Here is a 17838-nt window from a genome sequence, read left to right on the forward strand (position 1 = left end):
ATGACGCCTCTCTGAGGGGTAGCACGGCTGGTTTGGATTATTGCGGTGGTAGGACGATCCGCAGAAAGTTTCTGTACATATTGATCGGCTTTGCTCGTGTCCTGGATTCAGGAAGCAGGAGAAGCATCGTGTTCAGTTCCGAGTAAACGATTTCTAGCAAGAAAACCCTGTGACTGTCAACACATTCCCGAAAAGACCACTCAGAACCCGAAAGAAAGTTTCTTTACCACTTGCCGACATTTTCTGTTCTGGCTATGCTGATCCCACCGTGGACGAAACCAGGCACATCCATCAACAGGAGGCTCCGATTGGCCATCCACACCACGCCGGCCACTGCGGCCCCCGGTCTTTCCCTTGGCGGGCGGCCGCTCGCGACGCACCACGCCGGCCGCACGCAGCCAGTCAGCAGTGCTCCGCGCCCCTTTATGCATCCGGTGGTGTCGCTCCGTGGCGTAACGGTCACTCAGGCCGAACCCGCTGATCATCCGCACCACCTCGGATTGTCGGTAGCCTTCTCGGACCTCAATGGAACGAACTTCTGGGGCGGATCCACCTTTACGGCCCGCGACGGCCCTGTGCTCCTTCCTAACCATGGCACCCAGGTGCCGTGGGGCTGGCAATACTCCGAGGGTGAAGCTGCAGGAAATGTCAGCTGGCGGTCGCAGACCGGGGCCGAACTCGCCGTCGAGCGCCGGAGCTTCCACAGCCTTGCCCATCCGGAACCTGGCAGCTGGAGCCTTTCCCTGACTTCCGTGATAGTTCCAACTGCGCGCGTGGACCACCTGGTGGTGTCGTCGTCGGCCGTCAAGGGCCGGACAGGCGCCGGCTACGGAGGCATCTTCTGGCGATTCGTCCGGGGGTGCAACGATCCCCTTATTCTCTCCGCTGCCGGTGCAGGCCACGCAGCGGCCCACGGCTCGCGGTCGCGCTGGCTGTCCGTAACGATGGTGATCGACAGTGCGCCCGTGAGCGTCATCCTGGCGCAAGAACCCGGCCGTCTGCTTCCGTGGTTCATCCGGGCAGACGGCTACTTGGGTGCGGGACCCGCCGTGGCATGGGCCGAACCGGCGCGGGCAGACCGCACACACCCGCTGAGGCTGAGCCTGCACGCCGTGATCCATGACGGCCCGGTGGACACCGGTGCCCGAGCCCTTGAACTTCTCCAGCAGCACCCCCGACTCAACCGCCTCAGCTCCCGCGACAGGACATCATGACAGCCCGGAACTCCACGGCCCTCTACAGCAACCCCATCCTCAACGGTGACTGGCCGGATCCTGATGCCGTGCAGGTGGACGGCATCTACTACCTCATCGCCTCGAGCTTCAACAGGGTGCCGGGGCTCCCCGTATTGCGCTCCCGCAACCTCGTGGACTGGGAGCATGCCGGCCACGCGCTCGCAGAGCTGCCGCAGGGCAGCCATTATTCGCTGGTCCGCCATGGCAGCGGAGTATGGGCGCCGTCGCTGAGACATCACGACGGAAGGTTCTGGATCTTCTACCCTGATGCGGACCACGGCATCTTTGTGTTGAGCGCTGAAAAAGCGGAGGGACCCTGGAGCCCGCCGCATCTGCTGTATGCAGGACGAGGACTCATAGACCCCTGCCCGCTGTGGGACGACGACGGCAAGGCGTACCTCGTGCATGGCTGGGCGCAGAGCAGGATCGGTGTCAAGAACCGGCTCACCGTACACCGGATGAGCCCCGATGCCAGCCGCCTGCTGGACAATGGCACGCACGTGATAAACGGCGGCGACATCCCTGGCTACACCACCCTTGAGGGGCCCAAATTTTACAAACGCGACGGGTGGTATTGGATCTTTGCACCGGCCGGCGGAGTGGCCACAGGCTGGCAGTCTGTGTTCCGATCCCGGTCCCCGTTCGGCCCTTATGAAGGGCGGCGCGTCCTGGAGCAGGGCAGCACGGGAGTCAACGGGCCGCACCAAGGGGCGTGGGTCTCCACACCTCAGGGCCAGGACTGGTTCCTGCATTTCCAGGACCGCGGCCCTTACGGCCGCGTGGTCCATCTGCAGCCCATGGGCTGGGACGCCGATGGCTGGCCGTGGATGGGGGAGCCCGCTGACGACGGCGGCCCTGGAGTTCCGGTGATCAGCCACCCCTACCCGGAGGGTACCCTTCCGGAGGACGTGGCTCCGCCAACAAGTGACAGCTTCACATCACCGTGGCTCGGACCCCAGTGGCACTGGCAGGCGAACCCTCGCGAAGCGTGGTCGTTCCAGGGCGGGGGAGGGCAACTGGTGCTGCGTCCGCAGGCCAATGATCCAGTAAATTTGCGGGAGCTGCCCAACGTACTGGGCCAGATCCTGCCGGGTACTCCGTCCACCTTCACTGCAACCCTGGAACTTGACGATGTTCCGGTGGGGACCCGGGCCGGCGTCGTGGTGCTGGGCCAGAAGTATGCCTGGCTGGGAATTATCCGCACCGCTGACGGGTATGTGTTGGGCAGCGGTGCCGGCGGAGAAGGTCCGCACGAGCAGGCACTTGGACGTCCGGTGCCCCTGGACGGCCCCCGGATCGAACTGCAGATCCGGACGGACGGGACGCCGTGCTCCACCTTTGCCTGGCGTGCCGGGCCGGGCCTTCCGTGGGAGGTGCAGGGCTGGAATTTTGATGTTGTGGAAGGCAAATGGATCGGCGCGGAACTGGGCCTGTTCGCCACGTCCCCGCTCGGTTCGCAGGAGGGAGGCAGTGTTATCGTTGGTCCCGTGCGGGTTGATACTGCGCCGGTCCGCCGGGCAGCGTCTCCGCACTTTGCCTCCGCCGCCTCCACATGACCGCAAGGACCGTCCCGTTGACCGCCACTCCGCGCCCCAAGATCGCAGATGTGGCCGCAGCGGCAGGGGTTTCAGTGCCCACCGTGTCCAAGGTCCTGAACGGACGTTCACATGTCTCCGAGGCCACACGGGCCAAGGTGCGCCAGGCTCTGGAGGAGCTTGACTACACCAAGCGGAACATCCCGGCGGCGCAGCCCGGGCTGCTGCAGTTGGTGGTCAACAATTTTGATTCGCCTTGGGTTCTGGAAACCATGGAAGGCGTGGAGGCTGCCGCCTCCCGGCTGGGCTATGCCATCGCCTACACAAGGGCGGATCACGCCACCGCCGAAGGTTGGCGGAAACTCCGCGAATCTTCCGCCAACCGTCTGGCCGGCGTGGTGCTGCTGGCTCCCCGGAGTGGCTCGCGGCTGGTTATCACGCTGCGGAGCCTTAATATTCCGGCAGTCGCCATAGACCCCGAGGTGAGTGAGGGGCTGACCATCCCTAGCGTCAGCCCGGCGTCGTTCTCCGGAGCCCTCGCAGCGGTGGGGCATCTGCTAGGGCTGGGCCATCGCAGGATTGGCATCATCACCGGCCGGGGGCACAGCCCGGGGCACGGCCTGGCCCGTTACGCAGCGTATGTCGCCGCCCTGCATGACGCCGGGCTCCCCGTCCTGCCCGAGCTGGTGCGCGACGGTGACTTCAGTATCGAATCGGGCCTCCGCCTGGGTGGTGACCTCCTGGATCTGCCCGAGCCTCCGACAGCGATTGTGACGGGCAGCGACCTTCAGGCCCTGGGGGTCATGAACGCAGCCGCCCAGCGATCACTGAAGATTCCCGGTGACCTCAGCATCGTGGGGTTTGACGACATCGCCCAGGCTGCCCTGATGTCGCCGCCTCTCACCACCGTCCGGCAGCCGCTGGCACAGCTGGCGTCCATGGCCGTTGGCATCGTGACCGAGCAGCAGGGGGCTGCGGTTCCGGTGGCCCTGGAGGTGGCCACTGAATTGGTGATCCGCGGGACCACTGCCCCGCCTGCTTCCAAGACTTCCCCGTAAGTCGCCATAGATGGGAAAAACTCCGGGCGGGGGAGGCTAGGATCAAGCCATGATCCTGGCCTCCCTCCTTTTTGCGTTCATTGCCGCACTGCTCCACGTGTACATTTTCACGATGGAGTCGCTCACGTGGACCAACCCAGGCACCTGGAAGCGTTTCAGCGTGGCGTCCCAAGCCGACGCCGACACCACCAGGCCGCTGGCTTACAACCAGGGCTTCTATAACCTGTTCCTGTCTTTGGGAGCCTTCCTCGGGATTGGGTTCGTCACCTTTGCCTCTGAAGGTTCGGCCCAGGCTGTGGCGGGCTGGACCCTGATCTTCAGCTGCTGCGGCTCCATGCTGCTCGCCGCCCTGGTGCTGGCCTTGAGCGGGAAGAAGTACCTCCGGGCCGCCGCCACCCAGGGCACTGCGCCGTTGCTCGCCGTGGTACTGGGAATTGTGGGGGTTGCGCTCTAAGGCGCTGCACCAGCGGAGACGCAGCGCGGCATTCGCCCCGGCACCGCTTGCCGGGCGGACAATAGAGGTAACAGCAACGTCCGGCGTTTTGTAGGGATCCGCACGTGGATGGTCTGAAGGAACAGGCGCCTGGCCCGGCGCGCGGGCCAGCGTATGAGCGCGACCTGGTTGTTGACCTGGTCCGCTTCTTCTGCCTCGCGTTGGTAGTGGTGGGTCACTGCATGATGGTGAGCCCCGTCCTTGATCAGGACGGAACCGTGACCAGCGAAAACACCCTCGGAGAGCAGGATTGGTTCGAGCCTGTCATCTGGATTTTTATGGTGATGCCGCTGTTCTTTGTCACCGGCGGCACCACGGGCCTCCAGTCCTGGAAGCGGCTGAAATCCGGAGGCGGCACCGGCATTGAGTTCGCCCAGGCCCGGCTCCTGCGCCTGGTCCGGCCGGCGGCGGCACTTCTGGCCTGCATGTTTTCAGGGCTCTGGGCGGCGCTGCTTTTGGGCGTCGACGGACAGGTGGTCCAGCTCATGACCACGGGGGCCGGGATGCCGCTGTGGTTCCTGGCGGCTTACCTCGCAGCCCAGCTGAACATTCCGCTGCTGGCCCGGTTCCATGCCCGCGCCCCCTGGCTGACCCTCGCCGCCCTGGCGGGCCTCGTGGTGACTATCGATTGCGTCCGCGGGGCCCTCCCGCTGCTCGCCTACGCGAACCTGGTGTTCCTGTGGTGCGCAGTGCAGCAGCTCGGCTTCCTCATGGCGGACGGCTACTTTGCGCGACTCTCCCGCTCCGGCCTCCTGTCGCTGATCGTTGGGGCAAATCTGCTTTTGGGTGCCGTAACCGGACTCGGCCTGTACCCGGGGAACATGCTCGTCAACCTGAACCCGCCGAACCTCTGCCTGCTCCTGCTCGCCGTGCCCCAGGCCGCCGCCCTTCAGCTGTTCCGCTCCGGACTCGGCTGGGTCTCCGCGGTGCGCTGCGTCCGTGCCGCAGTGGCAGTTGCTGGACGCCGCTCGATGACCGTCTACCTGTGGCACCTTCCGCTGCTCGTGGCGATGTCCGGGCTCCTGCTCCTCACGGACATCCCGCAACCAGCCGCCGGCACCGCCGCCTGGTGGTGGACCCGGCCACTGGTCCTGATGGGCGTGGTCGCTCTCCTGCTTCCCGTCCTTGCCCTTTTCGGAAGGCTTGAGGAGCGTCCGAAGGCGTCTGCCCACACCCGCGGCCGGCCCGCCGCCGCCGTGGTGACTGCCGTCGTCGTCGTCTTCATTCCGGTGGCGGACGCCGCCCTCAACGGCCTCACGCTGGGGCTGCTGGGAGGCGGCGCGGCGTGTTTCATGCTCGCTGTCCTGCTCCTTGGGCGGATGCCCGGACGGGTGCCGGTACAGGCGTCAGCACTTGCCCGGCGGCCCGACGGGAAGGCTGGCGGGCGGCCGGGAGGGACAGAGGGAAGGGCAGTGGGAGGTGCCGGGATCAGCCCCTCGGGCCGGGTATTGCCACCGGGGCGAAGTAGTGCCAGTGTCGAACCATGACTGAGAACATGATTTCCGCAGAGGACAAATTCAACCCGGACGTCTCACTCGCCAGGAATGATGCGCACCACTGTTATGAGCTGCAGGTGGACGGGAAGATCGCCGTACGGTCCTTCTTCCGGGACAAGCCCGGGCACGTGGATTTCACCCACACGGAAACCACTGAGGACTTCAAGGGCCAAGGCCTGGGCAAGGTGCTGGTCCACTTTGCCCTGGATGACGTGGTGGCCTCCGGAAAGCGGATCATCCCCCATGACCCGTTTGTGGCCCCCTACGTCCGCCAGCATGAGGGATACAAACAGTACGTCGACTGGCCCGAAGCCTGACCGTTACGGTTATCAACGAGTTCTTCGCGTTCCAGTCGACGTTCTAGTCGAAGTGTGTGACAGGACGGCTCTCTGATGAGATCGACGCGGATGAGATCGACGCGACAATCTGCTCTGCTACCACCCTCAGCTTCTGGTTCCGACCGCTGGACGCCTTGACCAGGATGGCCAAGGCTTCCTCCTGCGGGCACCGGTTCTGGCCCATGATGATTCCTGCGGCCAGGTCGATAGCAGTCCTGGACTCCATGGCTGCCCTGAGGTCCGCGGCCAACTGTTGTCCGGTGGCGACACGTACCGCCAGCCGGAGGGCGCTCTGGGCATTCGCTGCGAAGAGTTCCGCGCTCTCAAGGGCGCCGGAGTCGAACGCATTCACGATGGGGGCGAAGATGTTCAGCGCGGCCTTGGCATCCTCATCGAGCGTAAGGGGAACAGCCAGAACACTGAGCTGACCCATTCCCGCGATAGCCTGCCCGTACTCCGGCCAGCGGGAGTCCTTCCGGGTGTCCGGGACGAGCACCGTTGTCCCAGTGTTCATCGCGTGAAGGCACGGCCCGTCGCCAAAATTCTGTTGGATCTCGTCCATTAGACGCGCCTGTGGCGCGCTCCAAGCCGCGGTGGTCGTCCTGCGGTGCCGGCTCAACGTGACTGCGCATACGACAGGAAGCTCCATGGAACCTGAGATTGCGCGGGCGGCATAGTCGCAGAGTTCGCCCAGGAAGTCGTTGACGTCCTTGCTGTCCACCACGAGGTTCTGCAGCTGGGCTGCCACCGCGGCCTCCGACCGGAGTGCGCTGCCGAGTGCTGATTTGTCCATAACTAAGTCTATGGCTGCTCGCAAATAAAGGTCCGGCCCGCCCAGCGGCTTCTTCGAGGGGATGTCAATGAGGCGCGCCGTAACGTTGCAACTTGAGGTTGTGACCTGCGCTACATTTTCGTAAAGTCGGTGGAGGGCCATGCAGCCGGCCCACCGGTACTTTCGTGGAGATTCCCTTGAGCCACAAACTTTCCCACCACAAGCTCCGCATCGTCGTCCACGTCGATCTCGACCCCGGCCACATCACCGTCGATGTAGGCGGCTGCCTGACCCAGTCCAACTTCCCGGCCCTGCTCCACCTTCTCCTCCGTGCGCGACGCCTGGCCTCCTGTCCTGACATTGCCCTCAACCTTCAGCGGGCCATCCATCTGGACGCGGGAGTCCTTGCCCATTTGCGCCACATTGCCAGCCCTGGTTCCCACCGGTCCGGGCAGCACACGGCCATCCACCACGAAATGGGGCTGGCGGCCTCCGCCGCCCTGGAGGAAGCTGACGAGTTCCACCTGTCCATCGTTGAACCCGTGTACTTGCCGGTATGCCCTATTCACTCGGCAAAGGACCTGGCAGCAGCGCGGCTCGACGTGGCCGAGGCTGCACTCCTGGAGCACCCCAACCAACCGACAGATCCACCTCACCCTGTGCGGCCCTCCCGTGCTGCCGCCGCTAAGCGCGCTACCCGCGAAAAGGCACTTAAAGCCCACAGGGTCCGCGTCTGAGGGGATTACCTGCCTGTTCGCGTCGATTCCCGTGGGCGGCTTGGATCCCCCCTCCTGCGCTGCCACTGTGCCGCGTGCCAGAAAAGCAGGGCCATCGTTGTCAGCGTGCCTGCGAGGACGGCCCAGGGTGCGAAGTTCATCAGGATATACGCCAGCGGCATGGGCCCGGAGGCGGACATCGGACCCGGATTCAAGAAAGCGTTGATGAGGAGCCAGACGCCCCCACCTGCCAGGCCTATGGCCAGGACCCACAGGACCACGATGAACGGGTTGATGGATACCCTGCCTGAGCATCGTGCGCGCTGCCGGATGGGTCCAGCGGCTCCATCATTGCTTCCGGATCCACTGGATTCCCGTCCTGGTCCAGTTCGCGGAATCTAATCTGGTTCGCCTCGGCCTGCTCCACGTTTCCCCCTGATGATTCGTGCGGCTCATGCTGCTGTATCAAAACCCTAGCCGGATGAAGCGGCAAGGGTGACTGCTCGCGCGTGCATATTGTGCCCGGCGTCCAGGAGCCACGCCAGTCAATGACTCGCCGCGCGCCGCAAAAGTGGCCGAATCCTCATCGCGACGATAATACATCACAGAAGTTTGACGAAAAGGGTGTCCTAAGTAAGGCTTGCCTTGCTGTGAGATTCAAAACGTCGACCGAAGGATGACCACCGTGCCGCTGCTGCCCCGTGCTGAACAGATCTGTGGTGAACAGATGCGTGATGAAGAGACGTGTCTGGAAGAACCGCGCGAACGCGAGGACCCGTCAGCCAGGGAGTTCGGCTCCCGGGTAGAGCTCGCCCTGTCCGCTACCAACCACCTGTTCAACGCCCGCAACTCGCCGCGCTACGTCGCCCAGGTGCTGCAGGGAGTCAGTGCCGTCGCCACCAAGCTGGACCGGACCACCCGGCCATTCACCGGCGTCGGGCCCGCCGAACTGAAGGCGCGCGTCGGTGCCATCGATCTTGACCAGCCACTGCCGGACACCGCCTCCGCATTGGAAGAACTGGAATCCGTCTACCTGCGCGACGCCGTCTACTTCCACGACACGAAGTACGCCGCCCACCTCAACTGTCCGGTGGTGATCCCCGCGCTGGTGGGAGAGTCCATCCTGTCTGCCCTGAACTCGTCGATGGACACCTGGGACCAGAGCGCCGGCGCCACCATGATCGAGCGCCGCCTCATCGACTGGGCCGCCGACCGGCTGGAGCTGGGCGGCGCCGCCGACGGCGTCTTCACCTCGGGAGGCAGCCAGTCAAACCTCCAGGCCCTGCTGGTGGCGCGCAACCACGCTGTCGCCGGGCTCCGGCAGCAGCCGTCCAACGCAGGCCTCCGGCTTCCGGCCCTTTTGGAGAAGCTGCGCATCTTCACCTCGGCGGACAGCCACTTCAGCATCCAGAAGTCCGCGTCCATCCTGGGAATGGGGTTCGACGCCGTCATCTCCGTCCCGTGCACGGGCGATCACCGGATGAATCCTGCCGTCCTCGCTCAGGCCATGGCGGAAGCACGCGGCGCCGGACTGTTACCCATGGCAGTGGTGGCCACCGCCGGAACCACTGACTTCGGGGCCGTGGATCCGCTCACAGAGCTCGCCGCCCTGGCGCGCGCTTACGGCGCCTGGTTCCACATCGATGCGGCCTATGGCGGCGGCCTGATGGTCTCCGGCCGCTACCGTCACCTGCTGGACGGAACCGCGCTGGCCGATTCCGTCACCGTGGACTTCCACAAAACGTTCTTCCAGCCGGTAAGCTCCAGCGCTCTCCTGGTCCGAGACCGCTCAATGCTCCGTCACGTCACCTACTACGCGGACTACCTGAATCCCGAGAGCGCCGCCCTGGCCGAGATCCCCAACCAGGTGGACAAAAGCATCCAGACGACGCGCCGCTTCGACGCCCTCAAGCTCTGGCTCACCCTGCGCATCATGGGTGCTGATGCGATCGGTGCGCTCCTTGACGAGGCCATCGATCTGGCCGCCCGGGTGGGGTCACTGGTTGGGGCGGACGACGACTTCGAACTCGCGGCCGAACCGCAGCTGAGCACGCTCGTATTCCGATACCGGCCGCGAACGGACGGCGGCGGCCGCCTTTCCGAGGACGCCGCCGATGCCCTCAACCCGGCAATCCGCGCCGCGGTCTTCGCGTCCGGAGAAGCCGTGGTGGCCGGCACCACCGTGGCCGGCCGGCACTACCTGAAATTCACGCTGCTCAATGCCGAAGCAACCTTGGAGGACATCGGCGCGATTCTCGGACTCCTGCGCCGCACGGGTGCCGACCTCCTGCAGGACGGCCTGCTGCAGAGTGATGTGGCCGCATGAGCCGGGTCTACGACTTCGCAGGAATCGGCCTCGGCCCCTTCAACCTGGGACTCGCTGCGCTCAGCGAACCGATTGACGGCCTGGATGGTGTGTTCCTGGAGCGCCATGACTCGTTCGACTGGCACCCCGGCATGATGCTGGAGCCAGCCCATCTGCAGGTCCCGTTCATGGCGGACCTGGTCACGCTCGCGGACCCCACCTCGCCATACTCCTTCCTGAACTTCCTCAAGCAGACAGGGCGGATCTACCGCTTCTACATCCGCGAGAACTTCTATCCGCTCCGGGCGGAGTACAACCAGTACTGCCAGTGGGTTGCCGGCCAACTGTCTTCGGTGCGTTTTAACACGACCGTGCTGGATATGGGCTACGACGACGGCGTCTACCGCCTTTCGGTCCGAGGTCCGGCTGGGCCGGAGGTGCTTTTGGCGCGGCGCCTGGTGCTGGGCACGGGAACCATTCCCTCCGTGCCGGCAGCGTGCGAACGGATAGTGGACGCCGCTGCCGCAGGCCACGGGGGAGTGGTCCTCCACAACTCGGAGTACCTGTCGAGGAAGAGTGAACTGCAACGCCGGCGCAGCATCACCATCGTGGGCAGTGGGCAGAGCGCCGCGGAGATCTACTACGAGCTGCTGCAGGAAAGCGACGTCCACGGCTACCAGCTGAACTGGGTCACCCGCTCCGGCCGGTTCTTCCCGCTTGAGTACACCAAGCTGACCCTGGAGATGACGTCGCCCGAGTATGTCGACTACTTCCATGCACTCCCGCAGGACCGGCGCGACGGCCTCATCAAGAGCCAGAAAAATCTCTACAAGGGGATCGACTCCGAGCTGATCGACGCCATCTACGATCTCCTGTACGCGAAGGGCCTTTCCGGCATGGTGGACACCCGGTTGCTGACCCACTCCTCATTAACCGGTGCGGGATGGGACCCGGCCACCGGCTTGCATTCGCTGCAGCTGCGGCATGAGGAACAGGGCACCTCCTACACCCTGGACACCGAAGCGGTGGTCCTGGCCACCGGCTATGCCTACCGGGAACCAGGGTTCCTGGCCGGTGTGGAGGACAGAATCGCGCGGGACCCGTCCGGGCGGTTCGCCGTGGCACGTAACTACAGCACCGGCGTCGAACCTGGCGAGATCTTCGTGCAGAACGCGGAGCTCCACACGCACGGTTTTGTCACGCCGGACCTGGGCATGGGCGCCTACCGCAACTCGTGCATCCTCCGGGAAATCACCGGCCGCGAGGTGTACCCCTTGGAGCGGAGCATCGCCTTCCAGCATTTCGGCGCGCCAGGCCCCGCTCCGGACTCAGATACGGGGGCAGGCCCAGGCCTTGGCAGTACCTGCAGGGAGGACGTCCCGGCATGAGCTTCACCTTCCGCTGCCTGGACGCCCGGGCAGATGCACTACTCCTCCACAGCTGGGTGACCCAGCCCTACGCGTCCTTCTGGGGCATGCTGTCCGCCACTATCGACACGGTTGTGGAGGAATACTCCAAAATCCAGGCCAGCGGGCACCACCACGCCCTGTTGGGACTCGACGGCGGTGTGCCGGCCTTCCTGATGGAAGAGTACCTGCCGGCCTCCTCGCCTCTCGCAGGGGTATACGCAGTTCAGCCAGGGGACATAGGCATGCACCTGCTGGTGGCACCGCCGTCGGGAGGACGCCGGCCCGGGTACACCGCCGCTGTTATGGACGCCGTGCTGGACCGCCTCTTCCGGAAACCCGGCGTGGAACGGGTGGTGGTGGAACCCGACGCCCGGAACGTCAAGATCCACGCGCTCAACCTACGGCTCGGTTTCCAGCCGGCCGGAGTGGTCGGGCTTCCCGACAAACAGGCACTGCTGAGCATCTGCTCCCGTTCCGACTACCTCGCCGCGCGTGCGGCTCTTCATCCGCCACAGAACCATTCGTCTCCGATCCGCCAGGGAGCATCACAATGACCATCGTCGAATTCGATTCCACTGTCATCGAGGGAATCGCCGCCCCGGGAAACACCGAAGTCCCGCCAAACGCCGCTGCCCCGCTGAAGGCCGCTGCTCCGCCAAACGCCGCTGCCAGAGAAAACCCGGCCCCGCATCTCACCCCGGAGCGCTGGGCAAACGCCAACCGGCACGTGGTACGCAAGGCGCTCGCCGAGTTCCTGCACGAACGGATCCTCACCGCTGAACGTCTCACAACACCCGGGTCATACCGGGTGCGTAGCGACGACGCCTCCGTGGAATACTCCTTCACCGCCGCTGTGTTGGCGCTGGATCATTGGGCTATCGACGCCGGCTCCATCCGCTGCATCCGGAACGGCGCCGCGGCCAGCCCGGACGCATTGCTCTTCATCATCGAATTCCGGAAGACCCTGGGGATCCGCGATGAGATGCTCCCCGTGTATCTCGAGGAGATCAGCAGTACGCTCGCCAGCCACGCCTTCAAGCAGTGGGTGGGTCAGCCCTCGGCCCGTGAACTCGCAGCCGGAGTGACGGGTGGAAGCGACCCGGCAGCCGACTTCCAGGCCATCGAGCGCAGCATGACAGAGGGGCATCCCTGCTTCGTAGCCAACAACGGCCGGTTGGGGTTCGGGATCAGCGAATACCGTGCATTTGCCCCCGAGGCGGGGGCAAGGGTGCACTTGGAATGGATTGCGGTTCACAGGAGCCGGGCTGTCTTCACGTCCAGCGCAGGCTTGGACTACCGCGCGCACCTCGAAACCGAACTTGGTGGCCCTGCACTGGCCGGTTTTGATGCCGACCTCCGGGCCCGCGGCCTCGAAGCGGACCATTTTTTCCTCATGCCCGTGCATCCGTGGCAGTGGGAAAACAAGCTCACGGTCACCTTCGCGGCGGAGATCGCCCAGCAGCATATCGTGCACCTGGGCGGTGGCGCGGACAGCTACCAGGCGCAGCAGTCCATCCGTACCTTCTTCAACACCAGCGAACCGGCCAAGAGCTACGTCAAGACCGCCATGTCTGTACTCAACATGGGCTTCATGCGCGGGCTTTCGCCGCAGTACATGAAGGCAACGCCAGCCATCAACGACTGGCTGCGGGAGCTCATCGGCTCCGACGAAGCCCTCCAAAAGCGCGGCCTGGCCATGATCAGCGAGATTGCGGCCATCGGCTACCACAACGCCTATTACGAGGCCGCCTGTGCGAGCGGCTCGTCTTACCGCAAGATGCTGTCCGCGCTGTGGAGGGAAAGTCCGCTGCCGTTGCTCGAGGAAGGCCAGCAGCTCGTCACCATGGCGTCGCTGCTGCACGTTGATTCGGACGGCTCCCCGATGGTTTCCGCCCTGATGGAACGCTCCGGACTGGCACCCACGGAATGGCTGCGCCGCTACTTTGAGGCCTATCTTGTCCCACTGGTGCACTGCCTCTACCGGTACGAGCTGGCATTCATGCCGCACGGGGAGAACGTCATCCTGGTGCTGGATGACGGCGTGCCGGTACGCGCGGTCATGAAGGACATCGCCGAGGAAATCGTGGTGATGGGGGACAGGCTGGACCTGCCCGAGGACGTAGCCAGGATTCGCGCCGAGATCCCTGACGCCGAAAAGGTCCTGGCCATCTTCACGGACGTCTTCGACTGCATCTTCCGTTTCCTCGGTGCCCTGCTGGCGGAGGATGGAAAACTCAGCCAGGAGGAGTTCTGGGCCACCGCTGCCGGGACCATCCTCGATTACCAGGCGGAGCACCCTGAGCTGGCCGACCAGTTCACCCGCCACGACCTCTTTGCTCCTGACTTTGAATTGTCCTGCCTGAACCGCCTCCAGCTCCGGAACAACCAGCAGATGCTGGACCTGACCGACCCGTCAGGGGGGCTGCAGAAGGCGGGCCGGCTGGTCAACCCGCTCGCCGCGTTCGCACGTGTGGGTCCCCGCGGCTAGGGACAGTGATCCGGCTAGGCTGGGGCCATGACGCCAACTGACATCAAAACCACCGCCCTCATCACGGGTGCCAGCGCGGGCCTGGGCGCCGAATTCGCCCGGCAACTCGCCAGCCAAGGCCACAATCTGGTGCTGGTGGCCCGTGACCGGTCCCGCCTTGAGTCAGCGGCGGCAGACCTGGAACAGCGTTACGGAATCAGGGCTGAGGTGCTCCCCGCGGACCTGACGGACGACGACGGTGTGGGCGCCGTCGTCGTCCGTCTCTCCGATGCCGAGCGCCCGGTGGGGATCCTGGTGAACAACGCCGGAACCGGCCTGCTGCACAACTTCGAGGAGAACGACATCTCGGAGGAGAAGCGGCACCTGAAGCTGCACGACCAGACGGCGCTGGAACTTACGCACGCCGCGCTGCAGGGGATGCTGGAGCGTGGTTCCGGGCGGATCATCAACGTGGCCAGCGTGGCGGCGTTCCTGCCGCGCGGAACCTACTCCGCCGCGAAAGCCTGGCTGCTCAGCTTCAGCCGGTGGGCGAACCTGGCCTATGGGGCGCGGGGCGTCAAAGTCACGGCATTGTGCCCAGGCTTCACGCACACCGAGTTCCACGACCGCATGGGCATGGACAAGTCGGTTGCCCCGTCGTGGACTTGGCTGAAACCGGAGCGCGTGGTGCGTGAAGGCCTCGCGGACAACCTTCGCGGCAAGGCAGTCTCCATCCCGTCGAAGCGGTACAAGCTGCTGGCGGTTGCTGCCCGTGTGCTCCCCGGAAGGCTAGTCACGGGCCCGGCGCGCCGGGCCAAGTAGGGCGTCAGGTAGGCACCCTCCGCCGCCGCACCACAACCACCACCAGGATCCCCACCAGCGCACCCACCAGGGTCTCCACACCGCGCTCCAGGATCAGCACGGCAGGCTCGATGGGCGCCGCCAGCTGGGTCATCAGGAGGATGACGGGGGTGAAGGACACCATCGCGAGTCCATAGTGCCGGGTCATGAACAGCTCGGCGGTGAACTGGAAAACGATAACCAGGACTGCCAGCACGGCAGCGTGATGTTCGGCAAAGAATTCGGCAGGCAGCCACAGCCCGAAAACAAGAACGACGGCGGTGACCGCCAGACCGAGGAACGTCCCCACGATGCGGTGGACACCCCGGCGGACACTGCTCGGCAGATCCGCTCCCGCAAGGGGCACCGCCGCTGCGGCCATTGCCCAATGCGGGTGGCCGCTGCCGCTGAACACGCCAATGGCCCCGGCGGCTCCAACGGCCAGGACATACCGGGCCGCGTGGACCAACGCCAGCCGCCCTGCTGTCCCACGCAGTGGCACAACATCCCGTGCGGCGCCGGTCTGCCAGGCCCTGCCGCGCACCCAGCCGACAAAGCCTATGGCCAGGGAGAAGGCGGCCGAGGCTGCAGAGATCAGCAGGGCAACGTACCAGGGGACATGGGTGGCGACGGAGGCGCAGGCACCCAGGGCCAGGATTCCGAAGAAGGGGCCGTTGGGCTTAAGCCGTACCTTGTCCGCAAACAGCGAGCCCGCTCCGGCCAGCAGCGCCTCGACACCCACCAGCCACCACGAATGGAGGTGGTTGACGGACAGGAAGATTCCAACGCCCACACCGCTTAACAGAACAAGTGCGGCCTGCGACTGATGCCTCAGCCTGACTTGGTGCGGTTCTGACCGCCCGTACATGCCGGTCAGGGCGCCGAAGACGGCGTAGATGATGAGGTCTGCGCGGCCGGCACACAAGAGCATGAGGGACGGGACTGCAACGCTGATGGCAACCCGGAACGCAGCAAGATGGTCATTGTTCGCCGGATCCAGCCTGTGGAGGGCGCGGACCTGCCGCAGAACGGGCTTCACGGACCACACCACCTATCAGCTCACGTTCCCCCAGAGTCGGGGCCTTACGGAAAGTATCACGCCAGGCACGGCCGAGGCCCGCCCACGTGCTTCCCCCAAGGAAATCACGCAGGCGGGCCTCATGAGCGCGGGCTACAAGACGTACCCGGACAGGCTGTTGCTACAGGGCTACACCTGCGCAGGAACCTTGTCATCTTCCGCCTTGGCGGCGATGACGTCCTGGGTTTCGAACGGCATTTCATCCAGATCGATCAACGGGTTCTCATCCTGGGTGGCCACCAGCTCGCGCGCCTCTGCCTGGGTGCCCACGCTGGGCATGGAGCCGGGCAGGGGACGCTTGGCTGATTCCTTGAGGAAGTAAATTGCTACGGCACCAATGAGGGAGGTGCCCATCAGGTAGTAGGCAGGCATCATGTCATCGCCGGTGGCCGTGATCAGCGCGGCAACGATGAACGGGGTGGTGCCCCCGAAGATGGCAACGGCGAAGTTGTAGGCGATACCCATGGCGCCGTACCGGCTGGCTGTCGGGAACTGGGCCGGCAAAGCCGAGGCGAGGTTCGCAACATAGAACGCCACGGGGAAGGCGATTAGCGAGAGGCCTGCCAGCGTGGACCAGACCTCGCCGACGCCGATCAGCAGGAACGCAGGGGTTGCCAACACCACGGTGCTGATGGCGCCGATCCACAAGACGGGGCGGCGGCCTATCCGGTCAGACAGCTTCCCGGTCAGGGGAATGCACAGGCTCATAATGACCAACACGGGGATGGTCAGGAGGGTTCCGTGGACGGGATCGTAGCCCTTGGACTCCGTGAGGTACGTCGGCATGTAAGACGTCAAGGCGTAACCGGCGGTGTTCGCAGCGGCTACAAGGACCATGGCCACGATGAGCGAGCGCCAGTAGGCCTTCACGATTCCCACGGGACCCTTGGCCGCATCAACGTCAGCTGCTGCGGCGTCCTGCCCGATGGATTCCTGGGCGTCCAGGGTGGCCTGGAACTGAGGGGATTCCTCGATCTTGTTCCGGAAGTAAATGGCGATGAGGCCCAAGGGACCTGCAACCAGGAACGGAATACGCCAGCCCCATTCCTCCATGGTGGTCTGACCCAGCGTCAACTGCAGGACAGAAACCAGCGCCGCACCCAAGGCAAAGCCAAGGTAGCTGCCCATGTCCAGGAAGCTTGCAAAAAAGCCACGCCGCTTGTCCGGCGCGTATTCGCTGACGAACGTGGTGGCGCCGGCGTACTCACCGCCGGTGGAGAAGCCCTGCACGAGCTTCAACACCACCAGGAGGCCCGCGGCCCAGATGCCGATCTGCGCATAACCTGGCAGCAGTCCGACGGCGAAAGTACTCGCGGCCATCAGCATCAGGGTTGCGGCAAGGACTTTCTGGCGGCCGACCTTATCGCCGAGCCAGCCGAACACGACGCCGCCGAGGGGGCGGGCGATGAAGGTGGCCGCGAACGTTCCCAGCAGGAACAGCGTCTGGACCGACTTGTCGGCCTCGGGGAGAAAGACGGGCCCCATGGTGGTAATCAGGTAGCCGAACACGCCGACGTCAAACCATTCCATGGTGTTACCCACAATGGTTCCCCCGAGGGCTTTCTTGAGCATCGGCTGATTGACGACGTTGACGTCGGACTCTTTGAGCCGGCGCCGTGCCAGCAACTTTGGTTTTCTCGCGCTTGGTGTCGTGCCTGGTGGCGCAACTTCGTAGGTTCCGCTGGCGTTATTCACGCCTGCTGAAGAGTCGGTCATGCTTCGGTCTGTGGGCATTTCGGCAGCTCCTGTGGAGGTGATTTGCTTGCGACTTGTAGCTGCCCCGCTCTGGGCAGGCCTTCAATTTTACGCGAATTCCGTGGCGGCTCAGAGCTGGATGGCGTAGGATCGCGCTCTTCAGGCCGTTTTTAGCCGCTCAGACCGCATGTGTTTTCACCCCGCTGCGCCCGCCGTTACTGGGATCCGGGCCGGCAGGGCACATCGTTATGCAATTTTTTCTTGCACGCCACGCTTTGCGGGCTTTCTGCGTCCAGTTGGGGCATGAAAGTGACGGGGGCCACGGACCATCAGACGCCGAGAATGCGCAACTTCCTGGGTTCGGAAGCTGGGGTTCACAACCCTCTGGATTGCTGCCTATT

The 17838-nt window shown here is 64.6% G+C and carries 15 protein-coding genes; 12 read left to right on the forward strand and 3 right to left on the reverse strand.

The features are described 5' to 3' along the window. The first annotated feature begins 308 nt into the window (after positions 1-308). The 6 genes from J7E83_RS02400 to J7E83_RS02425 all read left to right on the forward strand — a co-directional run bounded on the left by J7E83_RS02400 (position 309) and on the right by J7E83_RS02425 (position 6134). Positions 309-1214, forward strand: a complete 906-nt coding sequence (locus J7E83_RS02400) for a DUF6807 family protein (RefSeq protein WP_214958839.1) — start codon at positions 309-311, stop codon at positions 1212-1214. After that, on the forward strand, positions 1211-2791 hold the full coding sequence (locus J7E83_RS02405) for a glycoside hydrolase 43 family protein (protein WP_214958840.1): 1581 nt from the start codon (positions 1211-1213) through the stop codon (positions 2789-2791). Before J7E83_RS02400 ends, J7E83_RS02405 begins: the two co-directional genes overlap by 4 nt. 17 nt (positions 2792-2808) lie before the next feature. Further along, positions 2809-3828 carry a LacI family DNA-binding transcriptional regulator gene (locus J7E83_RS02410; RefSeq protein ID WP_251043387.1) on the forward strand — a complete coding sequence of 340 codons (1020 nt, stop codon included), beginning with the start codon at positions 2809-2811 and terminating at the stop codon, positions 3826-3828. Between the two features lie 49 nt (positions 3829-3877). After that, a complete protein-coding gene (locus tag J7E83_RS02415) occupies positions 3878-4282 on the forward strand; it encodes a DUF1304 domain-containing protein (protein ID WP_214958842.1) in 405 nt (134 codons plus the stop codon). 104 nt (positions 4283-4386) lie between these two features. Beyond that, complete coding sequence (locus tag J7E83_RS02420; protein ID WP_396020471.1) at positions 4387-5808, forward strand: acyltransferase; 1422 nt, start codon at positions 4387-4389, stop codon at positions 5806-5808. Further along, entirely contained in the window at positions 5805-6134 is a 330-nt protein-coding gene (locus tag J7E83_RS02425; RefSeq protein WP_214958843.1) for a GNAT family N-acetyltransferase, read from the forward strand. Before J7E83_RS02420 ends, J7E83_RS02425 begins: the two co-directional genes overlap by 4 nt. A 43-nt stretch (positions 6135-6177) precedes the next feature. On the opposite strand, the gene J7E83_RS02430 is transcribed toward J7E83_RS02425, so the two are convergent. After that, positions 6178-6948 (reverse strand): GAF and ANTAR domain-containing protein, encoded by a 771-nt coding sequence (locus J7E83_RS02430; RefSeq protein ID WP_214958844.1) that lies wholly within the window; start codon positions 6946-6948, stop codon positions 6178-6180. A 176-nt stretch (positions 6949-7124) separates the two neighbouring features. Between J7E83_RS02430 and J7E83_RS02435 the strand changes: the two genes are divergently transcribed. The 6 genes from J7E83_RS02435 to J7E83_RS02460 all read left to right on the forward strand — a co-directional run bounded on the left by J7E83_RS02435 (position 7125) and on the right by J7E83_RS02460 (position 14646). Then, positions 7125-7664 carry a hypothetical protein gene (locus J7E83_RS02435; protein ID WP_214958845.1) on the forward strand — a complete coding sequence of 180 codons (540 nt, stop codon included), beginning with the start codon at positions 7125-7127 and terminating at the stop codon, positions 7662-7664. A 706-nt stretch (positions 7665-8370) separates the two neighbouring features. Beyond that, positions 8371-9969, forward strand: coding sequence for an aspartate aminotransferase family protein (locus J7E83_RS02440; protein WP_214959171.1), 1599 nt, complete (start codon positions 8371-8373; stop codon positions 9967-9969). Next, positions 9966-11336 carry a lysine N(6)-hydroxylase/L-ornithine N(5)-oxygenase family protein gene (locus J7E83_RS02445; protein ID WP_214958846.1) on the forward strand — a complete coding sequence of 457 codons (1371 nt, stop codon included), beginning with the start codon at positions 9966-9968 and terminating at the stop codon, positions 11334-11336. The genes J7E83_RS02440 and J7E83_RS02445 overlap by 4 nt, the downstream gene beginning before the upstream one ends. After that, a complete protein-coding gene (locus tag J7E83_RS02450) occupies positions 11333-11911 on the forward strand; it encodes a GNAT family N-acetyltransferase (protein WP_214958847.1) in 579 nt (192 codons plus the stop codon). The genes J7E83_RS02445 and J7E83_RS02450 overlap by 4 nt, the downstream gene beginning before the upstream one ends. Beyond that, positions 11908-13845, forward strand: coding sequence for an IucA/IucC family siderophore biosynthesis protein (locus J7E83_RS02455; RefSeq protein WP_214958848.1), 1938 nt, complete (start codon positions 11908-11910; stop codon positions 13843-13845). Before J7E83_RS02450 ends, J7E83_RS02455 begins: the two co-directional genes overlap by 4 nt. A gap of 27 nt (positions 13846-13872) precedes the next feature. Next, positions 13873-14646: an SDR family oxidoreductase gene (locus J7E83_RS02460; protein WP_214958849.1), complete on the forward strand. Its 774-nt coding sequence runs from the start codon at positions 13873-13875 to the stop codon at positions 14644-14646. Positions 14647-14650: 4 nt separating this feature from the next. Here J7E83_RS02460 and J7E83_RS02465 read toward each other — a convergent pair whose 3' ends face one another. Both J7E83_RS02465 and J7E83_RS02470 read right to left on the reverse strand, forming a co-directional pair. Next, positions 14651-15703 (reverse strand): FUSC family protein, encoded by a 1053-nt coding sequence (locus J7E83_RS02465; RefSeq protein WP_214958850.1) that lies wholly within the window; start codon positions 15701-15703, stop codon positions 14651-14653. A 168-nt stretch (positions 15704-15871) separates the two neighbouring features. Beyond that, positions 15872-17476, reverse strand: a complete 1605-nt coding sequence (locus J7E83_RS02470; protein ID WP_214958851.1) for an MFS transporter — start codon at positions 17474-17476, stop codon at positions 15872-15874. Positions 17477-17838 lie beyond the last annotated feature (362 nt).

It is taken from the genome of Arthrobacter sp. ISL-48 (assembly GCF_018613805.1).
Lineage (GTDB): Bacteria > Actinomycetota > Actinomycetes > Actinomycetales > Micrococcaceae > Arthrobacter.